This is a genomic window from Kitasatospora cystarginea, assembly GCF_039533515.1.
Taxonomy (GTDB): Bacteria; Actinomycetota; Actinomycetes; order Streptomycetales; family Streptomycetaceae; genus Kitasatospora; species Kitasatospora cystarginea.
Window position 1 is genome coordinate 1 of record NZ_BAAATR010000055.1, and the last position, 17,539, is coordinate 17,539.

Here is a 17,539-nt window from a genome sequence, read left to right on the forward strand (position 1 = left end):
CCAGATTCGACAAGCGCGGCTACGTCTACCTCGGCACCGTCACCGCAGCCGCACTCGTCATCTGGCTTCGCTCGTGATCGCCAGGACACTGCCTAGGACAGCACATGTTCAAGGGTTTGGGGAGGCAGTTGGCGCCGAGGAGCGAGTCGAACTGTTCGCGGGTTTCGACAGCGCCTGTGTCAGCGGGACTACGTTTCGGGTGCTCTTACTGAGGGAGCTGTGGCTCCTGTGACGTTCGTTCGTCACCTGCGTGAAGTCCGGAGCACAGCAGGGTGAATGCCTGGAGGGCCGCCGAGGCGACGGCGTCGCGGGCGCACGCGGGCGGTTCGCCGGACATGACGCGTCGTCGGAGCTCGCGCAGAGCGGCGCGGTGCGTTCCGGCGACGGCGCCTGCGAGGAGCGCGGGCAATGCGTAGCCGGCATCGCCGGGTGTGTCTGCGGCGTTCGGCGGATGTTCGGTCAGGGCGGTTGCCAGAGCGGCCTCGATGCGTTCGCCGATCTCGCGTTCGCGGGCGCGCAGGGCCGGGCTGTCCTGGATGGCCTGCCAGAACGCGGGCGCTCCGGGCTGGAGCCCGAGCATGGGGTGGTCCTGCCGTAGGGCGGAGAGCAGGTCGTCGCGGACGGCCTCGATGGGGCAGGTGCCCGGGGTTCGGTCGCGTACCAGGGTGGCGAGGTGGTTCTCGACCTCGGCTTGGCGGTCGAAGAACAGGTCTTCCTTGGTGGGGAAGTAGTTGAACACGGTGTTGGTGGAGACGCCTGCGTGCCGTGCCACCTCGGCGACCGTGACCTGGTCGAAGCCGTGTTCCAGGAACAGAGGCAGGGCCGCGTCGGCGATCGCTGTGCGGGTCTGCTGTTTCTTGATCTCTCGAAGGCCCATGCCCCACATGATAGTGTCACCACAAATTTGGTGTGACACCATGAATTTTTGGGGGCGACGGCGTGACCATGACCTTCGGCATCTACCCTGGCGGCGTCCTGGGCGACGACCAGGGCATCATCCATCCGGTCCGACCGGACGAGCCGGACCGCATCAACGAGGCCCTCGACGAGCTCCAGGGCGACGTGGCCACGCTGGCGGTGCGCGCCTACCGCTCGTTCGCCGCCACCGTGACACCGCCGCCGCCCGCACCCGCCGATCCGCACGCCTACCTCCAGCGCGGGCGCACCCTGGACCTCGTGCTGCAGTTCCGCGAGCCGTCCGGCGAACTGGACGGCTGGCCGGAGTTCGTCCGCGAGGCCGTCCGGACCGGGGGACCTGAGCTGACATCCGTCCAGGTCTGCGAGGAGCCCAACCTCAACCTCCCCTCCGTCGACGGCAGCACCCCCAACGTCCTGAACGCGCTCGTCCAAGGCGTCGCCGCCGCCAAGCAGGAGGCCCAATCTCTCGGCCGCCATGTGGCGGTCGGCTTCAACGCCGTGCCGACCTTCGACCCCTCCGACACCTTCTGGTCCGACCTCGGCACCCTGGCCGACGCGCGCTTCCGGCAGAGCCTGGACTACGTCGGCCTGGACTTCTTCCCGGACGTGTTCCACCCCATCCCCGAGGACCAGCTGGCAGACGCCGTCACTGCGGTCCTCACGGCGTTCCGCCGCACCAGCCTGCCGCAGGCCGGCATCCCCGACAGCGTCCCGATCCGCATCTGCGAGAACGGCTGGCCCACCGGCCCCGGCCGCACCGAACAACGACAGGCCGCAGTCCTCGACACTGTCATCCGGACCGTCGCCGCCCTCGCCACCGACCTGAACATCGACGGCTACTCGCTCTTCGCCCTGCGGGACGCCGACAGCAACGACGAAGGGCTCTTCCACCACTTCGGCCTGCTGCGCGACGACTACACCCCCAAGCCGGCCTCCGCGACCTACCGGCAACTCATCAATGAAATGGGCAACCCGCCAGTCACCTCAGTTCGGTGACGCTGCGGCCCCGACGAGTCACTGAAAGCCAGACCCGCCAGATCAAGAAGTTGTCCGCCTCGATCATCCCTCGTGTCCCTGTCGACGGTCACGTTGGCCGTAGCAGCCGCCGGGCCCCGCTCGTCCAGCGGTTCAGGTGTCCAGATCGAGCGGCGTAGTCCTGCGCCTGTCGGCGACCTGCCGTGAAGCCGCCTGGATCCGAATTCGATTGCCCCTTCACGGTCAGCTGCGCATCCTGCTGGGATGCGCTTCTCCATCAACATCCCCAACTTCGGCGACTTCGCTGACCCCCGTAACGTCGCGACTGTGGCGGCTGCCGCCGAACAGGCCGGCTGGGACGGGCTCTTCGTCTGGGACCACGTACTGCACCGACAGCATCAGGGGCGTCCCTTCGGGGACCCCTGGATGCTGCTGACCGCCGCCGCGCTGGCGACCTCGCGGATCCGACTGGGCACCCTGCTGACACCGGTTCCCCGGTACCGTCCGCAGCAGCTCGCCCGCCAGGTGGCCACCCTGGACCACCTCAGCGGCGGCCGGGTGATCTTCGCCGCGGGCCTGGGCGGCCCGCTCGAGGACGAATACCGGAGCTTCGGCGACGTCGCCGAGCCGGGCATCCTCGCCGAGCGGCTGGACGAGGGGCTTGAGTTGTTGGGGCGCTTCTGGTCCGGCGAGCCGGTGAACCACCGCGGCCGGCACTACGAGGTCCGGGACGTGACGCTGGTGCCCGCCACCGTGCAGCGGCCCGGTCCGCCGGTGTGGATCGGCGGCTTCTGGCCGCGTCGTGCGCCTATGCGGCGGGCAGCGCGGTGGGACGGCGCGGTGCCGCTGTTCGAGACGGCCCGGCATGGTCACGTGCCGGATGCGATGGAGGTACGGGAGCTGGTCGGCTACGTGCGCACGCAGCGTACGGCCGGGGCCGGGCGCCCCTTCGAGTTCGTGTTCGGCGGTGCCACGCCTCCGCACCCGGCCAAGGCCAAGGACGTGATCGGTCCGCTGCACGACGCCGGCGCCACCTGGTGGGACGAGCGGCAGGTCCAGACCGGCCCCGACCTGGATCGTCTGCCCCCGGTGCTACGCCGCATTGAGGCGGGGCCGCCAGTCATCTAATGAGCCGTTCGAGGGTGCGCCGGGCTTGTCGGCGGGGGCCGGATCGGGGTGGTTGGAGAGGGTGCGGCGCGCGGGCTCGGAACGGGCTTGGTCGCTGTCAGGAGCGCCGGATATCCCGGAGGGGCACGACCACCGGAGACGTCCGTGAGCACCCGTCACAGCCCAGCCCCGCCCGACGACAACGACGGCCACGACCGGGACGGCGGGAGGCTGTCCCGGCTGGGCCGGACCGCGTACCGGCGCGGCGCCGAGAACCCCAACGGCTCGACCACTGTGCTGCGCGCGGATGTCCTCGCCGCGCTCGGCGTCCTCAAGGTCGCCGCCGCCGATCAGCTCCAGCGCCTGCTGCGCCCCGGTGTGGCGTCGAACAAGGCGATCCGGCAGGCGCTCGGCGACCTCGCGCTGCACAGCCTGGTCGCCTCGGACGGCAACACCGCAGCCCGCCACAAGACGTGGCGGCTGGAGGGCGCACCCGCACCGCAGCACTTGCGCTGCGCGGCACCGAACAGATCCCGCCCTCAAGGCCGGCGGCGCGCCGCAGCCGGATCTGAGCCCGGTCAGCCAGCCCGCGGTACGGAAAGGCTGGCTCACCTCGCGGTGGCGCCGGCTGTGATCTACGCAGCCAACCGTACGCACGGCTACTTTTTGACGCCCTTCCTGGCGTAAAGGTTGCCCTCGGCGGTGAGGTCTTTGGCCACGCGGAGGCCGTTGGCGCCGACCGTGGTGAACTTCGTGGTACCGCCGTCGCTGACGTTGATGTCCTTGTTGGCATGGAGGACGCCGTGTGCCACCAGGTCTCCCTCGACGCTGAGCCGCGACTCGGCGGTGAGCTCTCCCACGACGCACAGCCCGTTGGCGCCGACCGACGAGAACTTCGTGGTACCGCCGTCGCTGACGTTGATGTCCTTGTTGGCATGGAGGACGCCGTGTGCCACCAGGTCTCCCTCGACGCTGAGCCGCGACTCGGCGGTGAGCTCTCCCACGACGCGCAGCCCGTTGGCGCCGACCGACGAGAACTTCGTGCGTCCGCCCTCACTGACGATGACGTTGTTGTTGGCGACGAGGAAGCCGTTCGCGACGAGGGTTCCCGTGACGCTGAGCTGGGAGTCGGCGGAGAGGTCCCCCAGGACGCGCAGCCCGTTGGCGCCGACCGTGGTGAACTTCGTGCGCCCGGCTTCACTGACGACGAGGTTGTCGTTGGCGTACAGCTGTCCGTTCACGATCACCGTGGGCTGGGCGGCGATGCCGCGGCGGACGGTCAGTGAGTCCAGGGTGGGGTTGGGGACGGTGAGCGTGAGGGTGGCGTACTGGTAGACCGGGGTGAAGCCGTTGGCGGCTCCCTGGGCCCCCGAGAGCACGGTTGCCGCGATGATGAACGTGGTGTCGCTGGCAATGCCGTTCGGGAGGCTGAAGGAGGTGGCGGAACCCTGCTGGATGGGGCTGGTGGATTTTCCGTCGTACAGCTGGAAGTGGGTGCCGTTGCTCTCCCAGGTGAGGTGGATGGGCTGCCGGCGGTGAAGCTCGTCAGCGGCGGGCTCGTCGCGGCCTGGCTGCCCCGGGCCAGGAAGCTGTGCAGGTAGAAGGCGGGTTCGACGACCGTCATGGTCCGCCTGCTGTACTTCTGCGTGTAGCTGGCACCCGCGGAGGTCTTCGAGCGCTCCAGGATGCGGTAGGTGAGCGGGCCGCCGGAGGAGAGAAGACTGCCGCTGAGACCGAAGTTCAGCGGGTAGTTGATCAGGTCTCTCTGTGGGTTCTGCAGCTGGAAGGTGATGAGGTAGTACGAGCCCGTGGGAGCCCCGGAGAGGTTCAACTTCTGCCCGGTGTCCTTCTGGACCGAGAAGGTCCAGTCGCTGCTGCTGGCAGGCACCGGGGCCTGGGCGAAGTACGCCCGATCGCGGGTGTCGTCCGCCGGGACGGCGATCTCGATGCGGGAGCAGTGGACGGCCTGGTTCCCGGGCAGGACGGCCAGGTTGATGGTGGCCGGGGTGGGGAAGTCGGCATCCGCCTGCGGCGGCGCCGGGCTGGTGGAGGTGCGGTACTTCAGCAGCGGGGAGGTCGAGGAAGACGGCACGAGCGGAACCTTCCTGCAGGCGGTGGGGAAGAGTGGCCGACTGCTGAGCGGCGCTGAGCTGCGCGTGGGACGGTCGGAAACGTGGTCGGTGACGATCTGGAAGCCGGGAAGTGGTGCGGGCGTGACGCTTCGTCACACCGCGGTGAACGGCCGCGACATCGCTTGTGAGGTACATCGCCCGCGGAGTCTGGGAACGGGTTACTGGTTGTTCGCTTCTGCGGTCTGTTCTTCGGCGGCTCTCGTGCCTGGGCCTCGCTCACCGCGTGGCCCGGCTCCAGGGGTCCGGCCGGTATTCCTCCAGGATTGAACGCTAAGGAGGTTGGCCGATCTGGCCTGGGTCGGACGGTCTCGGTTTGATCACTTGGGCGATGGCCGTGGCGCCGAGTGCCTAGCGTGACGCTCTGTGTCTGTTGAGTATCTGTCTGATGATCAGGTCGCCCGATACAGCCGCTTCGCCGAGGAGCCGTCCGTCCAGGAGCTGGAGGAGTTCTTCCGGCTGGACACGGCCGCGCTGGAGGTGGCTGGGACGAAGCGGAGTCCGCACAATCGCCTTGGCTGGGCCGTGCAGTGGGGCACTGTACGGATGCTCGGCACCTTTCTGACCACGCCCGCCGAGGTGCCGACCGGAGTGGCGGACTTCGTCGCCGAGCAGCTGGGGATCGAGGACCCGTCGTGCCTGAAGCTGTATCCGGAGCGGCTGCCGACCCAGCACGAGCACGCCCGGGAGATCCGGGCCCTGCTGAAGGTATGTGACTTCGATGGCCGTGAGCTGGCGTTGCGGGAGTACATCGCGGACCGGGCACCCTCTACATCGACGCGGCGGTGAAGGAACTTGAGGCCGGCGGCTTGTCGATCTCGCCGGAGATCCGCTCCCGCCTGTCCCCGCTGGTCCATGAACACATCAACTTCCGCGGGCGCTATCCGATTGTCCGATCGCACCGGGAGGGCCCGCGGCCTCTGCGCGACCCGCGCGCCGAGGAGAAGGGCTGACCACGCCGAAGGGCGACCCCGGCCTGTTGGCTTGGGACCGCCCTTCGGCGTACTCGGTGCTGCTGCCTACGCGGCGACCAGGTGCCCCTGGGCGCCGGCCTCGACGGCGGTCAGGCAGGCGGTGAACGCCGCCTCGGGCTGCTTCTACGGGTCGGGCACATCCCGCCCGTCCAGGTAGAGCCGCAGCTTTCCGGTGCTGTCCTGGCCGGCGATCTCGCGCAGTGCGTCCAGCACGGCGCTGTCCATGGCGAGCACGGTGTCGGCCCAGGCGAGGAGGTCGGGGCTGACCTGGACGCCGCGGTAGCCGCTCAGGTCGTAGCCGTGTCGGGCGGCGACCTCGACCATGACCGGGTGGGCACCTTCGCCAATGTGCCAGTTCCGGATCGCGGCGGCCCGGGTCTCGACCGCGCTGCCGCCCTGCTGGGCGAGGACGGCGGCGGCGAGCGGGGCGCAGCAGCGGCCGCCCTTGCAGACCGTCAAGGTGCATGTCGGTGAGGGCTGAGAGCACCACGGCGTGTCGGGGGTGTTGTGGGGCCTGTCGGTGGGTCCCGGTTGCATGGGAGTCCCGGTAGCGCTCGCCGAAGATCCAACGCTGAGCACGGCAGATTGGATGGTGCGACGGGTGTCAGGCGAAGTGCCGGACGGTCGCCGGGTTGCCGGGCTCATACGGGTGCCACTGGTCTGCGGCGGGTTGGCCGGTGGCTACGAAGGCCGCTACTGCCCGGGAGAACGTGTGGGCGAGAGAGCGGGTCGCGGCGGTGGCCTCGCCGAGCATGGGGCTGTCGGGGTAGGCGTCGATGGTGTTGAAGAAGAAGGGGAGTTCGACGCAGTGTGTGGCGCCCAGGTGTGCGGGGTCCGGAGTCGGGGTGTAGTCGAACTGGTAGACGTAGGTGGGGTGGCCGGCTGCGGCGTGGTGATCGCTGATGGCGACGGTGTCGTCGCGGAAGACGATCTCGGTCTCGATCTCGGTGAGGATGTCGCTCGGGGTCGCGTTCGGGCGCCGGGTGGCGGCGTGGGCGAATCGCTCGGCGCCGCCGTTGACCTGTCCGGCCACGATCGAGCTTGCCTGGTCGGCGGTGACGGCTTGGATGTGCGGGTTGAGCGCGAAGAACGCCGTCATCTCGTTCCTGGTGGTCCCGGTCAGCAGTTGCTTGCCGTCGAGGCGTCCGTCGGCCAGCGTCTGCTGCCATGCCTCGGGGATTCCGTAGGCGCCGAGGACGGGGTTCATCGGCGGGGCGGCGTTGCCCGGGCGGAAGAGGTCCTGGGCGAGCTGCTGGTAGGCGGCGAGCAGCTGTTCGGCCGGGATGGCGCGCAGGGCGGCGGTGGGATCCGGGCTGCTGTCCAGGCCGAGGATCTTGAGGAAGTGTCGGGCGTGGTCGGCCGCCTCCCCGGGGTCCTGCGGGGGGACCCCGAAGGGGCCGCTCTGGGCGATGACCCGCTTGATCTGGGGGCCGGTGACCGGTGAGAGGGCGAGGTAGAGGGCGGAGAAGGCGCCGGCGGACTGGCCGCCGACGGTGAGGTTGTCGGGGTCTCCTCCGAAGGCGGTGATGTTGCGCTTCACCCAGGCCAGGGCGGCGGCCTGGTCCTGCACGCCGAGGTTCTCGATGCCGTGTTCCGGGAGGTAGAGGCAGCCGAGGGGGCCGACGCGGTAGTTGGCGGTGACGACGATGATGTCGCCGGCGGCGGCCAGGTTGCGGCCGTCGTACCAGTCCCAGCCGCCGGAGCCGCTGGTGAATCCGCCGCCGTGGAACCAGAGCAGGACCGGCAGGGCGCGGGGGGCGCTTGCGTCGGCCGGCAGGCTGGGGGTGAACACGTTGAGGTTGAGGCAGCCGTCCTCGTTCCAGTCGGGGGTGCGCCGGCCCATGACCGCTTCGAGCCGGGAGGGGCCTTGAGGGACGGACGGGCCGGGGCGGGTGGCGTCCCGCAGGCCCGGCCAGCTCGGGTGCTGCTCGGGGGCGGCGAAGCGCCGGTTGCCCACCGGGGAGGCCGCGTAGGGAATGCCGCGGAACGCGGCGACGCCGTCCTCGACGGTTCCCTGCGCGCTTCCCGACTCGGTGCCTACGACGGGGCGTTCCATCACGGTCATTGGTGTCACCTTCCTAGCCGAAGTGCGGTACCCCCGTTCTACGGCCGGGACGGCAGAAATCGGCGAACAACGACGGGCGATATCGTGTTGTGCGCCATAGATCATGGGATCCTGGTGGAAGTGAGACACATGAGACACGAACTGGACGAGACGGAACGGCGGATCGCCGCGGTGCTGCTGGCGTCGCCGCGGGCGTCATGGCGAACGGTCGCCCGCGTCCTTGGAATCTCCGAGCGCACGGTCGTGCGCCGTGCGACACCGCTCCTGCACGACGGCACACTGCGGCCCACAGCGGTCCGCAATCCCGCGCGCTTTCCGCAGCTCATCCCGATGGCGTTGCGGATCCGGTGCCGGCCCAGCCGCATCAAGGCGATCGCCGCGGGACTCGCGCGGCGCGCCGACACGGTGTGGGTCGACATTCTCGGCGGCGGCGACGAGATCAGCAGCGTGCTCTTCCTCGACGGCCCCCAGGCCCGGACCTCGCTGCTGCTGCGGGACCTGCCCGCCACAGCCGCCGTCCAGTCGTGGGACGCCTACGACCTCATGAGAGTGTTTCCCGCGGGCTTCGCCTGGAGCGCAGGACTGCTGCCCACGGATCAGTTCGACGCCCTCGCCCCCTTCGCGCGAGAGCCCGTCGACGCGCCGGAGGTTCAGCCGCTCGATGACGCGCTCATCGACCGGCTGACCGAGAACGCGCGCGCCGGCGTTAGCGACCTGGCGACCCGGCTGGGATCGTCGGCGTCGACGGTGCGCCGCCGGCTGGACCTGCTCCTGTCCGCCCACATGGTGCGTCTGGCGTGCGAAGTGGACCTGCGCCTGCTGGGCATCGGCAGCGAGGCACTCCTGTGGATCGCCACCGGGCCAGGCAGCCTGGAAGCGACCGGACACGAGCTGAGCCGGCACCCGCAGGTCCGGTTCGCCGCCGCAACGACCGGGGCCGCGAACCTCCTGGTGGCCGTCGCAGCCAACGATCTGGGCGGGCTGTACACCTTCCTCACCAAGACCGTCGGATCGCTCAACGACATCCGCAGCCTCGAAGTGACCCCGATCCTCAGCTCGGTCAAACGGACCGGCCTCCTTCGCCCATCCGAGACCTGACGGGGATCCCCCACCCCCGGCCGGTACCGCGGCGGCCCCGATCGAGGCGGTCGTCGAGGCGGCCCCGGAGGCGCCGCCGTACTTCGAAAATCCCCAGCGTGGCCCTCACCGCCCACTTGGTTGTTCACTCAGCGGGTCGTTTGGGGGGAACGCCCGCACCTTGCCGCGGGCATGGCCGCCTACGACGTCGGCTCGACCGCTGGATCGTCGCCTACGGCTTGTCGGGGTGGTCGGGCAGAAAGTCGTCGAGGAACTCTTCACCGGCGAGGGCGGCGTCGACCCGGGCACGGATGTAGGCGCCGGTCACCGGGCAGTCCAGCGGGCGGTCGCTGGGACACTCCAACAGGTGCTCCAACACGGCAGCGGCCCGAGTGAGCCTGCGGATGCGCTGCAGCATGGCATCCCGCTGCTCGGCGATCAGGGCGCGCCGGTCCTCGACGTGCTTGCTCTCCACCACGGCGGCGCTGTCGGCGAGGGGCATCATGCCGTCGTTGTGCCACAGCTGGGCGTACGCGAGCCGCTCCAGGGCGGCGTGGTCGTAGTAGCGCACCCGCCCGCGCCGGGTGACGGGGCGGATCAGGCCGCGCTCCTCGTAGTAGCGCAGGGCGGGCACGGACAGGCCGAACGCCTTGGCCACCTCACTGATCGAGAACAGCCGCTCCATCGTCCCTCCGGCCGGTTTCCGGGAGTTGCGCTCAAGCGCACTTGAGCGTCAATCCTGAGGTCATCCTAACGTCCACGTCGAAAAGCAGGACCGTCCCATGCCGACCACCTCCGCCGCCGGAACATCCGCACCACCCGCACCCTCCGACATCCACCGCCAGGCCCCCACGGCGGGCGCTCTACTCGTCGTCGGCTTCGTGCTGCTGAGCCTGAACACCCGGGTCGCGTTCGGGCAGATCGGGCCACTGGCCCCCGTCGCCCACTTCGGCTCCGCCACGGTGACCGTGCTGGGCCTGCTCCCGCCGCTGTGCATGGGCCTGTTCGCACCGCTCGCCCCGATGGTGCGGCGCCGGCTCGGCGAGGAGCGCGGCCTGCTGTGGGCCAGCGTCGTCCTGGTCGCCGGCGCGATCCTGCGCATGCTCGGGATGCCGGGCCTGTACGCCGGCACCATCGTCGTCAGCCTCGCCACCGCGGTCGTCAACGTCCTCGTACCGGTCTTCGTCCGGGCCCGCTTCTCCCACCGGCACGTCGGCACCATGATGGGCGTCTACGCGCTGTCGATGGGCGTCGGCTCGGCGATCGTCGCGGCCCTGGTCGCGCCCGTCGCCCAGGCGTCCGGCGGGTCCTGGCAGCTCGCGATCGGCCTCGCCGTCGTGCCCGCCGTGCTCGCCGCGGCGGGAATCGCCCCGCAGGCCCGCGTCCACCGGCCCCGGCCCACCACCCCGGCAGCCGCTGCGGCCGCGCCGCGCCGGCACATGGCCCGCACCGCGCTCGCGTGGAGCCTGACGGCCTTCTTCGGCATCCAGGCCCTCGCGTTCTACACGGCGCTCGCCTGGCTGCCCTCCATCCTCATCGCCGCCGGCACCAGCCGGTCCTGCCCGCTCGGTGGCGCCGGGCGTCCGACCGACATGCTGGGCCCAGGAGGCGCGGCGGCTGCGCAACTCTCCCACGCCCGCGCCCGGTTCGTCAGGGATTCACCCACGCACGGCGGGTGCTTGGCTGATACAGGGACTCAGCGTCGACCTCGCTCATCAACCGAACCGCCCTCGACCGACAGCATGCCATGCCGTCCGACGGAGCCGAGCCAGCGGTCGAACCATGTGCGAGTACGGCGGAGCAGGTCGAGTCGGTGGGCACGTTCGGTGATCATGTGCCCCTCCACCGGATCTCGCGCACTTCGGGCCGGGTGTTGCTTACCCGGGTCAGGGGGCCGCCGGGTGGCTCGGCGTGGACGTTCTTCGGTTGGCTGGCGGTGCCCGCGAGCATGGCGACCGTCTCGCCGGTCCGGCTCGCGGTGAGCGCGTGGGCGATGCCTTGCCAGGTGGCCACCCGTTGGAACGTCGTGTCCTCTGGATCCAGTCGGTACAGGGCGATGTCCAGGCCGTCGGCGAACAGTGCCAGCGGCGTGCCCTCGGCGACCTGCACGAGTTCTGTCGGGCACACGGCCATCCCCGCGGTCAGGTTGCGGTGCTGTTGCGCCGGCCCGGCATCCGGCACGGTGATGTCGAAGACTGCCGTCCCTTACCTCGCCGCAGCCGTACGGCTGGTGGACACCGGGGACGCGCTGCTCGCGCCGTCGATCACGCGTCGCCTGGTCGAGCGGTTCGCGGGCGGCACCCCGCGGCGGTCCGCCGCCGTCGACACCCCGGCGCTCCACGGCGACCTGGCCCCGCTGACGCCGCGTGAGGTGGAGGTGCTCACGCTGCTCGGGCGCGGGCTGTCCAACACCGAGCTGGCGGGTGAGCTGACGCTGAGCGAGTCGACGGTGAAGACCCATGTGGCGCGGATCTTCGCCAAGTTGAACCTCCTTGACCGGGCGCAGGCGGTGGTCCTGGCGTACGAGACCGGGCTCGTCGCGCCGGGAGGAGGGTGAACGGGCACACCGTCCGCGCGCTCACCGCCGGAGCCCGCGGGCGGGGCTCTCATCTCCCTTGATTCGCACGAAAATCAGCCATCTCACTCGTTCGAGCGAACTCGCCGGTGGACGACGCCTTCTACCGCCCCATGGGGAGCATCGGCATGTCCGTGCCCGGAGGTGAGCATCCCCGCGGCAGCGCTACCTACGGTCTTTGGATAGACCCGTGAATTGGGCAACAGATTCCGGTTGTACTGGGCTTCTGCTTCGGTGGCGGCCCTGGCCGGCCTTGATGATGTCGGCCAGGGCGTCGTTGGTCAGTAGCTCTTCGGCCAGGAGCCGGAGCACGGGGGCCATTGCCACCTGGGGTCCGGAATCGGCGCCCCGGGAGACATCGAGCAACTGCACCGCCGCATCACGGCCCTGGAGCAGCAGGTGGTAGATCTCACCGCCCAGCTCGACGAGCGCGACCAAGAGCTCGAAGCCGCGCGGGCAGCCAACCGCGAGCTGATGACCAGGTTGAACACCCGGTCCCAGCCAGCCGACTTGGTGCACCAGCTCGGGCGCTGACGACGACAGGCGTCCCTACGCGACCTGGCACCGTCGACACTCGGGTTCGTCCGTCCCTCCGGCCAGCCAGTCGTCCGATCATCCGGCTATCCGTCGGCCAGGGCCGCAGCGGACCCCGCCCGCCACCCGTCCGCGTCAGCCCGGGGATGTAAACCCTAGGGCCAATACGAGGTGACGGAGGATCAATCGGTGGACTGATGCTGCCCACCCGCCCCGCGTGACAGCGTTCCGCGCATGGACACCACGCCGATGGACACCACGCCGGTCGCACGCCGTACCGGACCGACCCGCCGCCGCATGCTGGGCGCCGCCCTCGCCCTGGGCGCCGTCGCGCCGCTGGGCCTCGCCCGCACCGCCTCGGCCGCTCCCGCTCCCGCATCCTCCGGCACCGTCCCCTCCGGCACCGGCTCCCCCGCACGGCTCACCCTGCTTGCTCCCACCGGCCCCTTCCCGGTGGGCATGGTGCCGCTGCACCTGCGCGACGAGTCCCGGCTCGACCCGAATGCCAGGCCCGGAAAGTTCCGCGAGCTGATGGCCACCGTCTGGTACCCGGCCCGGTCCGCGGACGCCGACGCGTACCCGCTCGCCGCCTGGATGACCGAGGGCGCCCTGAAGGCCTTCCTCGACGACGTCGGCTTCCCGCTCCCTCTCGCGCTCGCCCCGCTCACCGCCGGCCACGAGGGCGCGCCCGTCCACCGGACCGGCCGGCCGCTGCCCGTCGTCCTCTACTCGCACGGCGCGGGTAGCCACCGCGCCGACCACACCATCGTGGTCCAGGAGTTGGCCAGCCACGGCTTCGCCGTCGTCACCGTCGACCACACCCACGACGGCATCACCGAGTTCCCGGACGGGACCGTCGTCACCCGGGACGGCGTCGCCCCGGGGCTGTATCCAAGGGACTACGCCGCCGACCTGCTCTTCCTGCTCGAACGCGTTGTCGACCTCGCCAACGGACGCAACCCCGACGTCGACGGCCGCGCCCTGCCGGCCGGCCTGCTCGGCGGCCTGGACGCGCGGAACATCGGCGTCTCCGGCTGGTCCAAGGGCGGCACCGCCGCCGCCCTCGCCATGGTCGCCGACCAGCGCATCCGCGCCGGCCTCACCCTGGACGGCCGGATGGAGTCGAACCCCGCCATCACCACCGACATCGACCGGCCGTTCATGATGATGACCGCCGCCTACACCCGGGCCGCCAGCCCGTACGTCGAGACCTTCTGGGGCCACCTGCGCGGCTGGCGCCTCGACGTCCAGGCCACCGGCGCCGTGCACTCCTCGTACGGCGACAACATGACGCTGATCCCCCAGGCGGGCAGGCTGCTCGGCATGACCGAGCAGCAGATCCAGTCCCAGGTCGGCACCATCGACCCCGACCGCTGCGTCCTCATCCAGCAGGCCTACCCGCGTGCCTTCTTCGACCTCCACCTGCGCAACCGGCACTGCGGCAACCTGCTCGACGGACCGTCGAAGGCCTTCCCGGAGGTCGTGTACCACCCGTAGACCCGGTACGGCGGCGGGCGGCCGCCACGGGGGTACGGCCGCCCACTGCCCGCTAACTTGATCTTTAACCTCCGACGTCGAACAGCCTGCCGAGTGTGATCACTCGTTTCGGTAACTGCCGTACGTGGAGGCGGCCTTCGTCTGATCCTGTGCTCCGACCAAGGAACGCACACAACCATGACGAAGGCCGTGGGGATGAGTCTGCTGCATGATCGCGTTGAGCATGGCGGGTTCGCTGAACTGTCACGCTTCCGGGGTGAGTTCTACTCCTGCCTGACCAAGCGTGGGGATGCGCTGTTCGAGTTGGCTGATGCGGTGCTGTGCGCCGACGGGCCGGTTAGGTCACTGGTGGAACTCTCACTGGTGGGCGAGGGTGTGGGGTGGTGGTGGGTCGGTGTTCGGTTTCGTCCGGGGTGCTGTCCTGGTGACCGGCGCTGCCTGCCGCGCTTCCGGGTGGCGCCCTTGGGCGTCGTCCGGGTCGGGTTGCCGGGGGCCGCCATCCGTGCCTGCGCCGCCGTCTCGGCCCTGCTGCGCCTGGCTCCGTCTCGGCCGGGCCTGCTGCGGCGCCGTGCGGCCGGGCTGCGCCCTTGCCCGCTTTGCTGCGCCCCGGTTCGGCCCGGTGGCTGGGGCTGTTGCTGGGTGGCCGTCAGACCGTTCTGGAGGTTGTCCAGGCGCGTTCCGTCCTGCGCCTTGGGATGGGTGGTGTCCGGGCTTTCCCGTTGTCCTGCGAGCTGTCCTGGCGCGCTGGGAGGCTGTTGGGGTGAAGAGTGTGCGTGGTGCTGGCCCGGACCGTGCCTGTTTGCTCCCGGGCCGCCCGGGTTGGATCCGGGATGTCGTCTATCTCGACGACCAGGTGCTGGATCACCTCGCCTCGGTCGCCGCGGCGAACGTCTGGCGGGACGACGACCGCTACCTGCTGCCGGTGGACACCTACCAGATCGCGGCCATGACCATCACGGCCCTGGCCGGGGCGGTTCCCGAGAACGGCCGCGCCGGCCAGGTGGTGCTGCACACGTTGCCGGCCTGGAAGCTGGAGGTGATGCGCGGCATGGTCTTTGCAGCGGCGATGTGTCACCTGTTTTCAATGGTGGGGTTCGTGTTAGTGCTGGTCAGGACGGTGGTTCCGCTGAAGAGTGGTGGCGTGTTGGTGGTGAAGCGCGGCGTCGTTGTCCGGTGAAGTTTGCTGTCGCCCGCTATCACAGTGGATCAAGACTGGTGAGGCCTGATGGCCGCGTGCTCGGATGGCTCAGGCGCGCTTCAGCCCTCGTCCAGCAGCCAGCCGGCCATTGGCGCCGCACCCGCGGTCGTACCGCCGCTCTTCTGCAGCTGGGCGACGTCCGAGGCCGACAGCGCCTGGTTCCACACCAGGACGTCGGAGATCGCGCCGTCCCAGTTGTCGACCCACGCCCCGTGGTACTTCGCCCGGCCGAGCTGCATCCGGCTTGCGGAGTTCCAGATTCCGTCGACCTTGGTTGTGTCCTGCGGCTCGCCGTTGACGTACAGCGTGATGGACTTAGCCGAGGCGTCGTACACGCCGGTCAGCAGCACCCACTTGCCGGTCCAGGACGGCTGCTTGGAGAACGCCTGGCGGGCGTTCTTGTCCTCACCGCCCGGCAGGGTCTGCACCTTGAAGACCCACTGGTTGTGGATGCCCCAGTCGTCGCGGCCCAGATAGAAGGTGTAGTAGTCGCCGCTGCCCTGGCTGAGGACGCACCTGCCGACCTTCGGGGCGTTGTTGTCGACCAGCGCGGAGACGGTGAAGCTCTTGCTGGTGTCGACGACGGGCCCGTTGCTCTCGCCGTGGTCGGTGTCCTTGCCGGTCATCAGCACGGCCGGGCCGTTGTGGCCGTCCGCCTGGCCCGGCTTCACCGTCTTGCTCAGCACGATCGCGTTGCTGCCGTACTTGTCCACCAGCTGTGCCAGGGTCGGCGTCGGAGACGGCGCCGCAGAGCCGCTCGCCGAGGCCGAGGCCGAGGCGGACGGCGTGGCCGGGCCGACGGCGTCCACCCGCTTCGGGTGCGCGGGGCCCGACAGGGCGATGGCGGCGGTCACGATGCCGGCCACCACCACCACGGCCGCCGCACCGCCGCCGATCTGGAGCATCCGGCGCTTCTTCAGCTCCGCCTCGTGCTGCCGGGCCAGCGTCTCCCAGTCCGGCCTGTTCTGCGGCCACTGCTGCCCGCTCACCGGGGGCAGCTGCTCCGGCCTGCCCCAGCCACTGCCACCGTTACCGCCAGGTATGCCCCCGCCAATGCTCATGGGCCGACATGCTAGGCCATGGCCGTCGGAAACCTGCGAACCGGCCTGCCCCAGAAAGCAGACGGGAACGCGCTGTTGGCGGCGGATCAGCGCCGTGGACGAGCCGTGGATCAGCCCTGGACAGGCTCCGGCCCGGTCTCGGCGACCGGCGTCGCCTTCCCCGAGTCGAGCAGCAGCTGGGCGACTGTGAGGTCGTGATCTGGCGGTGTGTTCCGATGAGGCTCTGAAACAGCGACGCCGTGAACTGATCGGAAGTCTGGACGATTTGCCGCTCGAGCCTCTGATCTACAGTGATGTAGGTGCTGTTCGGAGACGTGTCGGCTTCCTCATGTCGTACTCCGGTGTCACCCCCTACCTGAACCCCGCACATCCCGCAGACCCACGCTGACCATCCGAGTAGCGCATCGCGACCCCCGCCAAGCCATGCAGCCCCCTACCAGGCCACTTTGAGGGCCTCCAGCTGTCCGCGCTGCTCCTCGCTGAGCTTGTCCCGGCGGGCCTTTCGGTTGTTCAACCAGGTGCCCAGTGACAGCCCCTCCTCGGTCTTGCGCGCGCGGGACCTTCGCGTGCCCCTCCCGCTCGACGAACGCCGCGAGCGCGGCCAGGTGCTGCTGGAACCGGTCCGCCCGCGACACCTTCGGCTTGGCCGCGGCCCCCGCCCGCGCGGCCGCCAGCTCCTGGTCCTCGGCGATGTCGAGCGCCGTCAGCAGATCCCGCTGCTCCTGGTCGAGCTCCGCCCAGCCGGCCCGCTGGGATCGCACCCACCGGCCGAGCTGCTCGCCCTCGAACGCGGTCTCCAGCGGGAGCTGCGCCCAGTCGACGCGGCCGTCCGAGTCCAGCCACCACTGCCGCGCAACGCTGTAGGTCCGCTGCCAGACGATCGGCCACGAGGGCGCCCACCACGGGTCGATGACGATGTTGCCGTCCGCCTGGATGGCCAGGTGGGCCCCGGGGTGGTTGTACGTGCCGGACGCCCACAGCGCAGGGCCGCCGGGGCCGCCGCCGGCGGGGTAGACGACCAGGTTGCCGTCGGACTGGAACCACACGGTGGCACCGAAGTGGCCGTAGGTGCCGGACGACCAGAGCGGGGTGTTGTTGTTGTACTGGACGAGGTTGCCGTCCCACTGCATGACGAACTCGTGGGAGCCGACGCAGTAGCCGCTGGCGATGCCCAGGTCGTGCCCGGAATAAATGTTGATGCCGGAGCTCGACGTTTCATAGCAGCTGTACGGGACACCACGCGGAGCAACGACAGCATTGGCGGCGGTGGGGGCAATGAACACGGACGCGGTTGCAGCAGAGATTCCGGCTATGAACTTTGCGGCCCGGCTCACGTGCTTGGACATGTGAATCCCTTTCCGTTTCATATGGGGCTGGCGTTCTGTGAATTGGAACTCATGAGGCTGGCCGTCGGCGCCTCGGTCGGCCC

Annotated in this window: 18 protein-coding genes and 2 pseudogenes; 13 read left to right on the top strand and 7 right to left on the bottom strand. The window is 69.9% G+C overall.

Translation table 11 applies throughout. The features are described from left to right. Window positions 1–205: 205 nt before the first annotated feature. Window positions 206–877, bottom strand: coding sequence for a TetR/AcrR family transcriptional regulator (locus tag ABD369_RS36110; RefSeq protein ID WP_344640877.1), 672 nt, complete (start codon window positions 875–877; stop codon window positions 206–208). Between the two features lie 68 nt (window positions 878–945). On the opposite strand from ABD369_RS36110, the gene ABD369_RS36115 reads away from it, so the two are divergent. From ABD369_RS36115 to ABD369_RS36125, 3 genes are all read left to right on the top strand, one after another. Beyond that, on the top strand, window positions 946–1,914 hold the full coding sequence (locus ABD369_RS36115) for a hypothetical protein (RefSeq protein ID WP_344640913.1): 969 nt from the start codon (window positions 946–948) through the stop codon (window positions 1,912–1,914). A gap of 243 nt (window positions 1,915–2,157) precedes the next feature. Continuing rightward, window positions 2,158–3,021: an LLM class flavin-dependent oxidoreductase gene (locus ABD369_RS36120; protein WP_344640878.1), complete on the top strand. Its 864-nt coding sequence runs from the start codon at window positions 2,158–2,160 to the stop codon at window positions 3,019–3,021. 144 nt (window positions 3,022–3,165) lie between these two features. Next, window positions 3,166–3,687, top strand: a complete 522-nt coding sequence (locus tag ABD369_RS36125; RefSeq protein WP_344640879.1) for a hypothetical protein — start codon at window positions 3,166–3,168, stop codon at window positions 3,685–3,687. Here ABD369_RS36125 and ABD369_RS36130 read toward each other — a convergent pair. Then, window positions 3,660–4,379: a hypothetical protein gene (locus tag ABD369_RS36130; protein ID WP_344640880.1), complete on the bottom strand. Its 720-nt coding sequence runs from the start codon at window positions 4,377–4,379 to the stop codon at window positions 3,660–3,662. The genes ABD369_RS36125 and ABD369_RS36130 overlap by 28 nt on opposite strands. 462 nt (window positions 4,380–4,841) lie before the next feature. Here ABD369_RS36130 and ABD369_RS36135 point away from each other — a divergent pair, with 462 nt between their 5' ends. The 3 genes from ABD369_RS36135 to ABD369_RS36145 all read left to right on the top strand — a co-directional run bounded on the left by ABD369_RS36135 (window position 4,842) and on the right by ABD369_RS36145 (window position 6,082). Continuing rightward, window positions 4,842–5,399: a hypothetical protein gene (locus tag ABD369_RS36135; protein WP_344640881.1), complete on the top strand. Its 558-nt coding sequence runs from the start codon at window positions 4,842–4,844 to the stop codon at window positions 5,397–5,399. Between the two features lie 96 nt (window positions 5,400–5,495). Beyond that, window positions 5,496–5,918, top strand: a complete 423-nt coding sequence (locus tag ABD369_RS36140; protein ID WP_344640882.1) for a DUF4158 domain-containing protein — start codon at window positions 5,496–5,498, stop codon at window positions 5,916–5,918. After that, window positions 5,915–6,082, top strand: coding sequence for a hypothetical protein (locus tag ABD369_RS36145; RefSeq protein WP_344640883.1), 168 nt, complete (start codon window positions 5,915–5,917; stop codon window positions 6,080–6,082). The genes ABD369_RS36140 and ABD369_RS36145 overlap by 4 nt, the downstream gene beginning before the upstream one ends. A 144-nt stretch (window positions 6,083–6,226) precedes the next feature. Here the strand turns inward: ABD369_RS36145 and ABD369_RS36150 are convergent, their stop codons facing one another. Further along, the gene (locus tag ABD369_RS36150; protein WP_344640884.1) at window positions 6,227–6,562 is read right to left on the bottom strand and encodes an arsenate reductase/protein-tyrosine-phosphatase family protein; all 336 of its coding nucleotides are present in this window, start codon (window positions 6,560–6,562) and stop codon (window positions 6,227–6,229) included. A 145-nt stretch (window positions 6,563–6,707) separates the two neighbouring features. Further along, complete coding sequence (locus ABD369_RS36155; RefSeq protein ID WP_344640885.1) at window positions 6,708–8,168, bottom strand: carboxylesterase/lipase family protein; 1,461 nt, start codon at window positions 8,166–8,168, stop codon at window positions 6,708–6,710. Window positions 8,169–8,252: 84 nt separating this feature from the next. On the opposite strand from ABD369_RS36155, the gene ABD369_RS36160 reads away from it, so the two are divergent. After that, the gene (locus ABD369_RS36160; protein WP_344640886.1) at window positions 8,253–9,266 is read left to right on the top strand and encodes an Lrp/AsnC family transcriptional regulator; all 1,014 of its coding nucleotides are present in this window, start codon (window positions 8,253–8,255) and stop codon (window positions 9,264–9,266) included. A 211-nt stretch (window positions 9,267–9,477) separates the two neighbouring features. Here ABD369_RS36160 and ABD369_RS36165 read toward each other — a convergent pair whose 3' ends face one another. After that, window positions 9,478–9,930: a MerR family transcriptional regulator gene (locus ABD369_RS36165; RefSeq protein WP_344640887.1), complete on the bottom strand. Its 453-nt coding sequence runs from the start codon at window positions 9,928–9,930 to the stop codon at window positions 9,478–9,480. A gap of 97 nt (window positions 9,931–10,027) precedes the next feature. Here ABD369_RS36165 and ABD369_RS36170 point away from each other — a divergent pair, with 97 nt between their 5' ends. The 6 genes and pseudogenes from ABD369_RS36170 (at window position 10,028) to ABD369_RS36195 (ending at window position 15,028) form a co-directional block, all read left to right on the top strand. Beyond that, complete coding sequence (locus ABD369_RS36170) at window positions 10,028–11,227, top strand: MFS transporter (protein WP_344640888.1); 1,200 nt, start codon at window positions 10,028–10,030, stop codon at window positions 11,225–11,227. Between the two features lie 188 nt (window positions 11,228–11,415). Next, a pseudogene (locus tag ABD369_RS36175) lies at window positions 11,416–11,802 on the top strand (response regulator transcription factor); the annotation flags it as partial. Between the two features lie 417 nt (window positions 11,803–12,219). Beyond that, a complete protein-coding gene (locus tag ABD369_RS36180; protein WP_344640889.1) occupies window positions 12,220–12,354 on the top strand; it encodes a hypothetical protein in 135 nt (44 codons plus the stop codon). Between the two features lie 234 nt (window positions 12,355–12,588). Continuing rightward, window positions 12,589–13,851 carry an alpha/beta hydrolase family protein gene (locus ABD369_RS36185; protein ID WP_344640890.1) on the top strand — a complete coding sequence of 421 codons (1,263 nt, stop codon included), beginning with the start codon at window positions 12,589–12,591 and terminating at the stop codon, window positions 13,849–13,851. A gap of 195 nt (window positions 13,852–14,046) precedes the next feature. Continuing rightward, window positions 14,047–14,223 (top strand): annotated as a pseudogene (locus ABD369_RS36190) (NF041680 family putative transposase); the annotation flags it as partial. A gap of 388 nt (window positions 14,224–14,611) precedes the next feature. Beyond that, window positions 14,612–15,028 (top strand): hypothetical protein, encoded by a 417-nt coding sequence (locus tag ABD369_RS36195; RefSeq protein ID WP_344640891.1) that lies wholly within the window; start codon window positions 14,612–14,614, stop codon window positions 15,026–15,028. Window positions 15,029–15,108: 80 nt separating this feature from the next. Here the strand turns inward: ABD369_RS36195 and ABD369_RS36200 are convergent, their stop codons facing one another. Both ABD369_RS36200 and ABD369_RS36205 read right to left on the bottom strand, forming a co-directional pair. After that, window positions 15,109–16,110 (bottom strand): LamG domain-containing protein, encoded by a 1,002-nt coding sequence (locus tag ABD369_RS36200; RefSeq protein ID WP_344640892.1) that lies wholly within the window; start codon window positions 16,108–16,110, stop codon window positions 15,109–15,111. 344 nt (window positions 16,111–16,454) lie between these two features. Then, window positions 16,455–17,456 carry a hypothetical protein gene (locus tag ABD369_RS36205; protein WP_344640893.1) on the bottom strand — a complete coding sequence of 334 codons (1,002 nt, stop codon included), beginning with the start codon at window positions 17,454–17,456 and terminating at the stop codon, window positions 16,455–16,457. Between the last annotated feature and the right edge of the window lie 83 nt (window positions 17,457–17,539).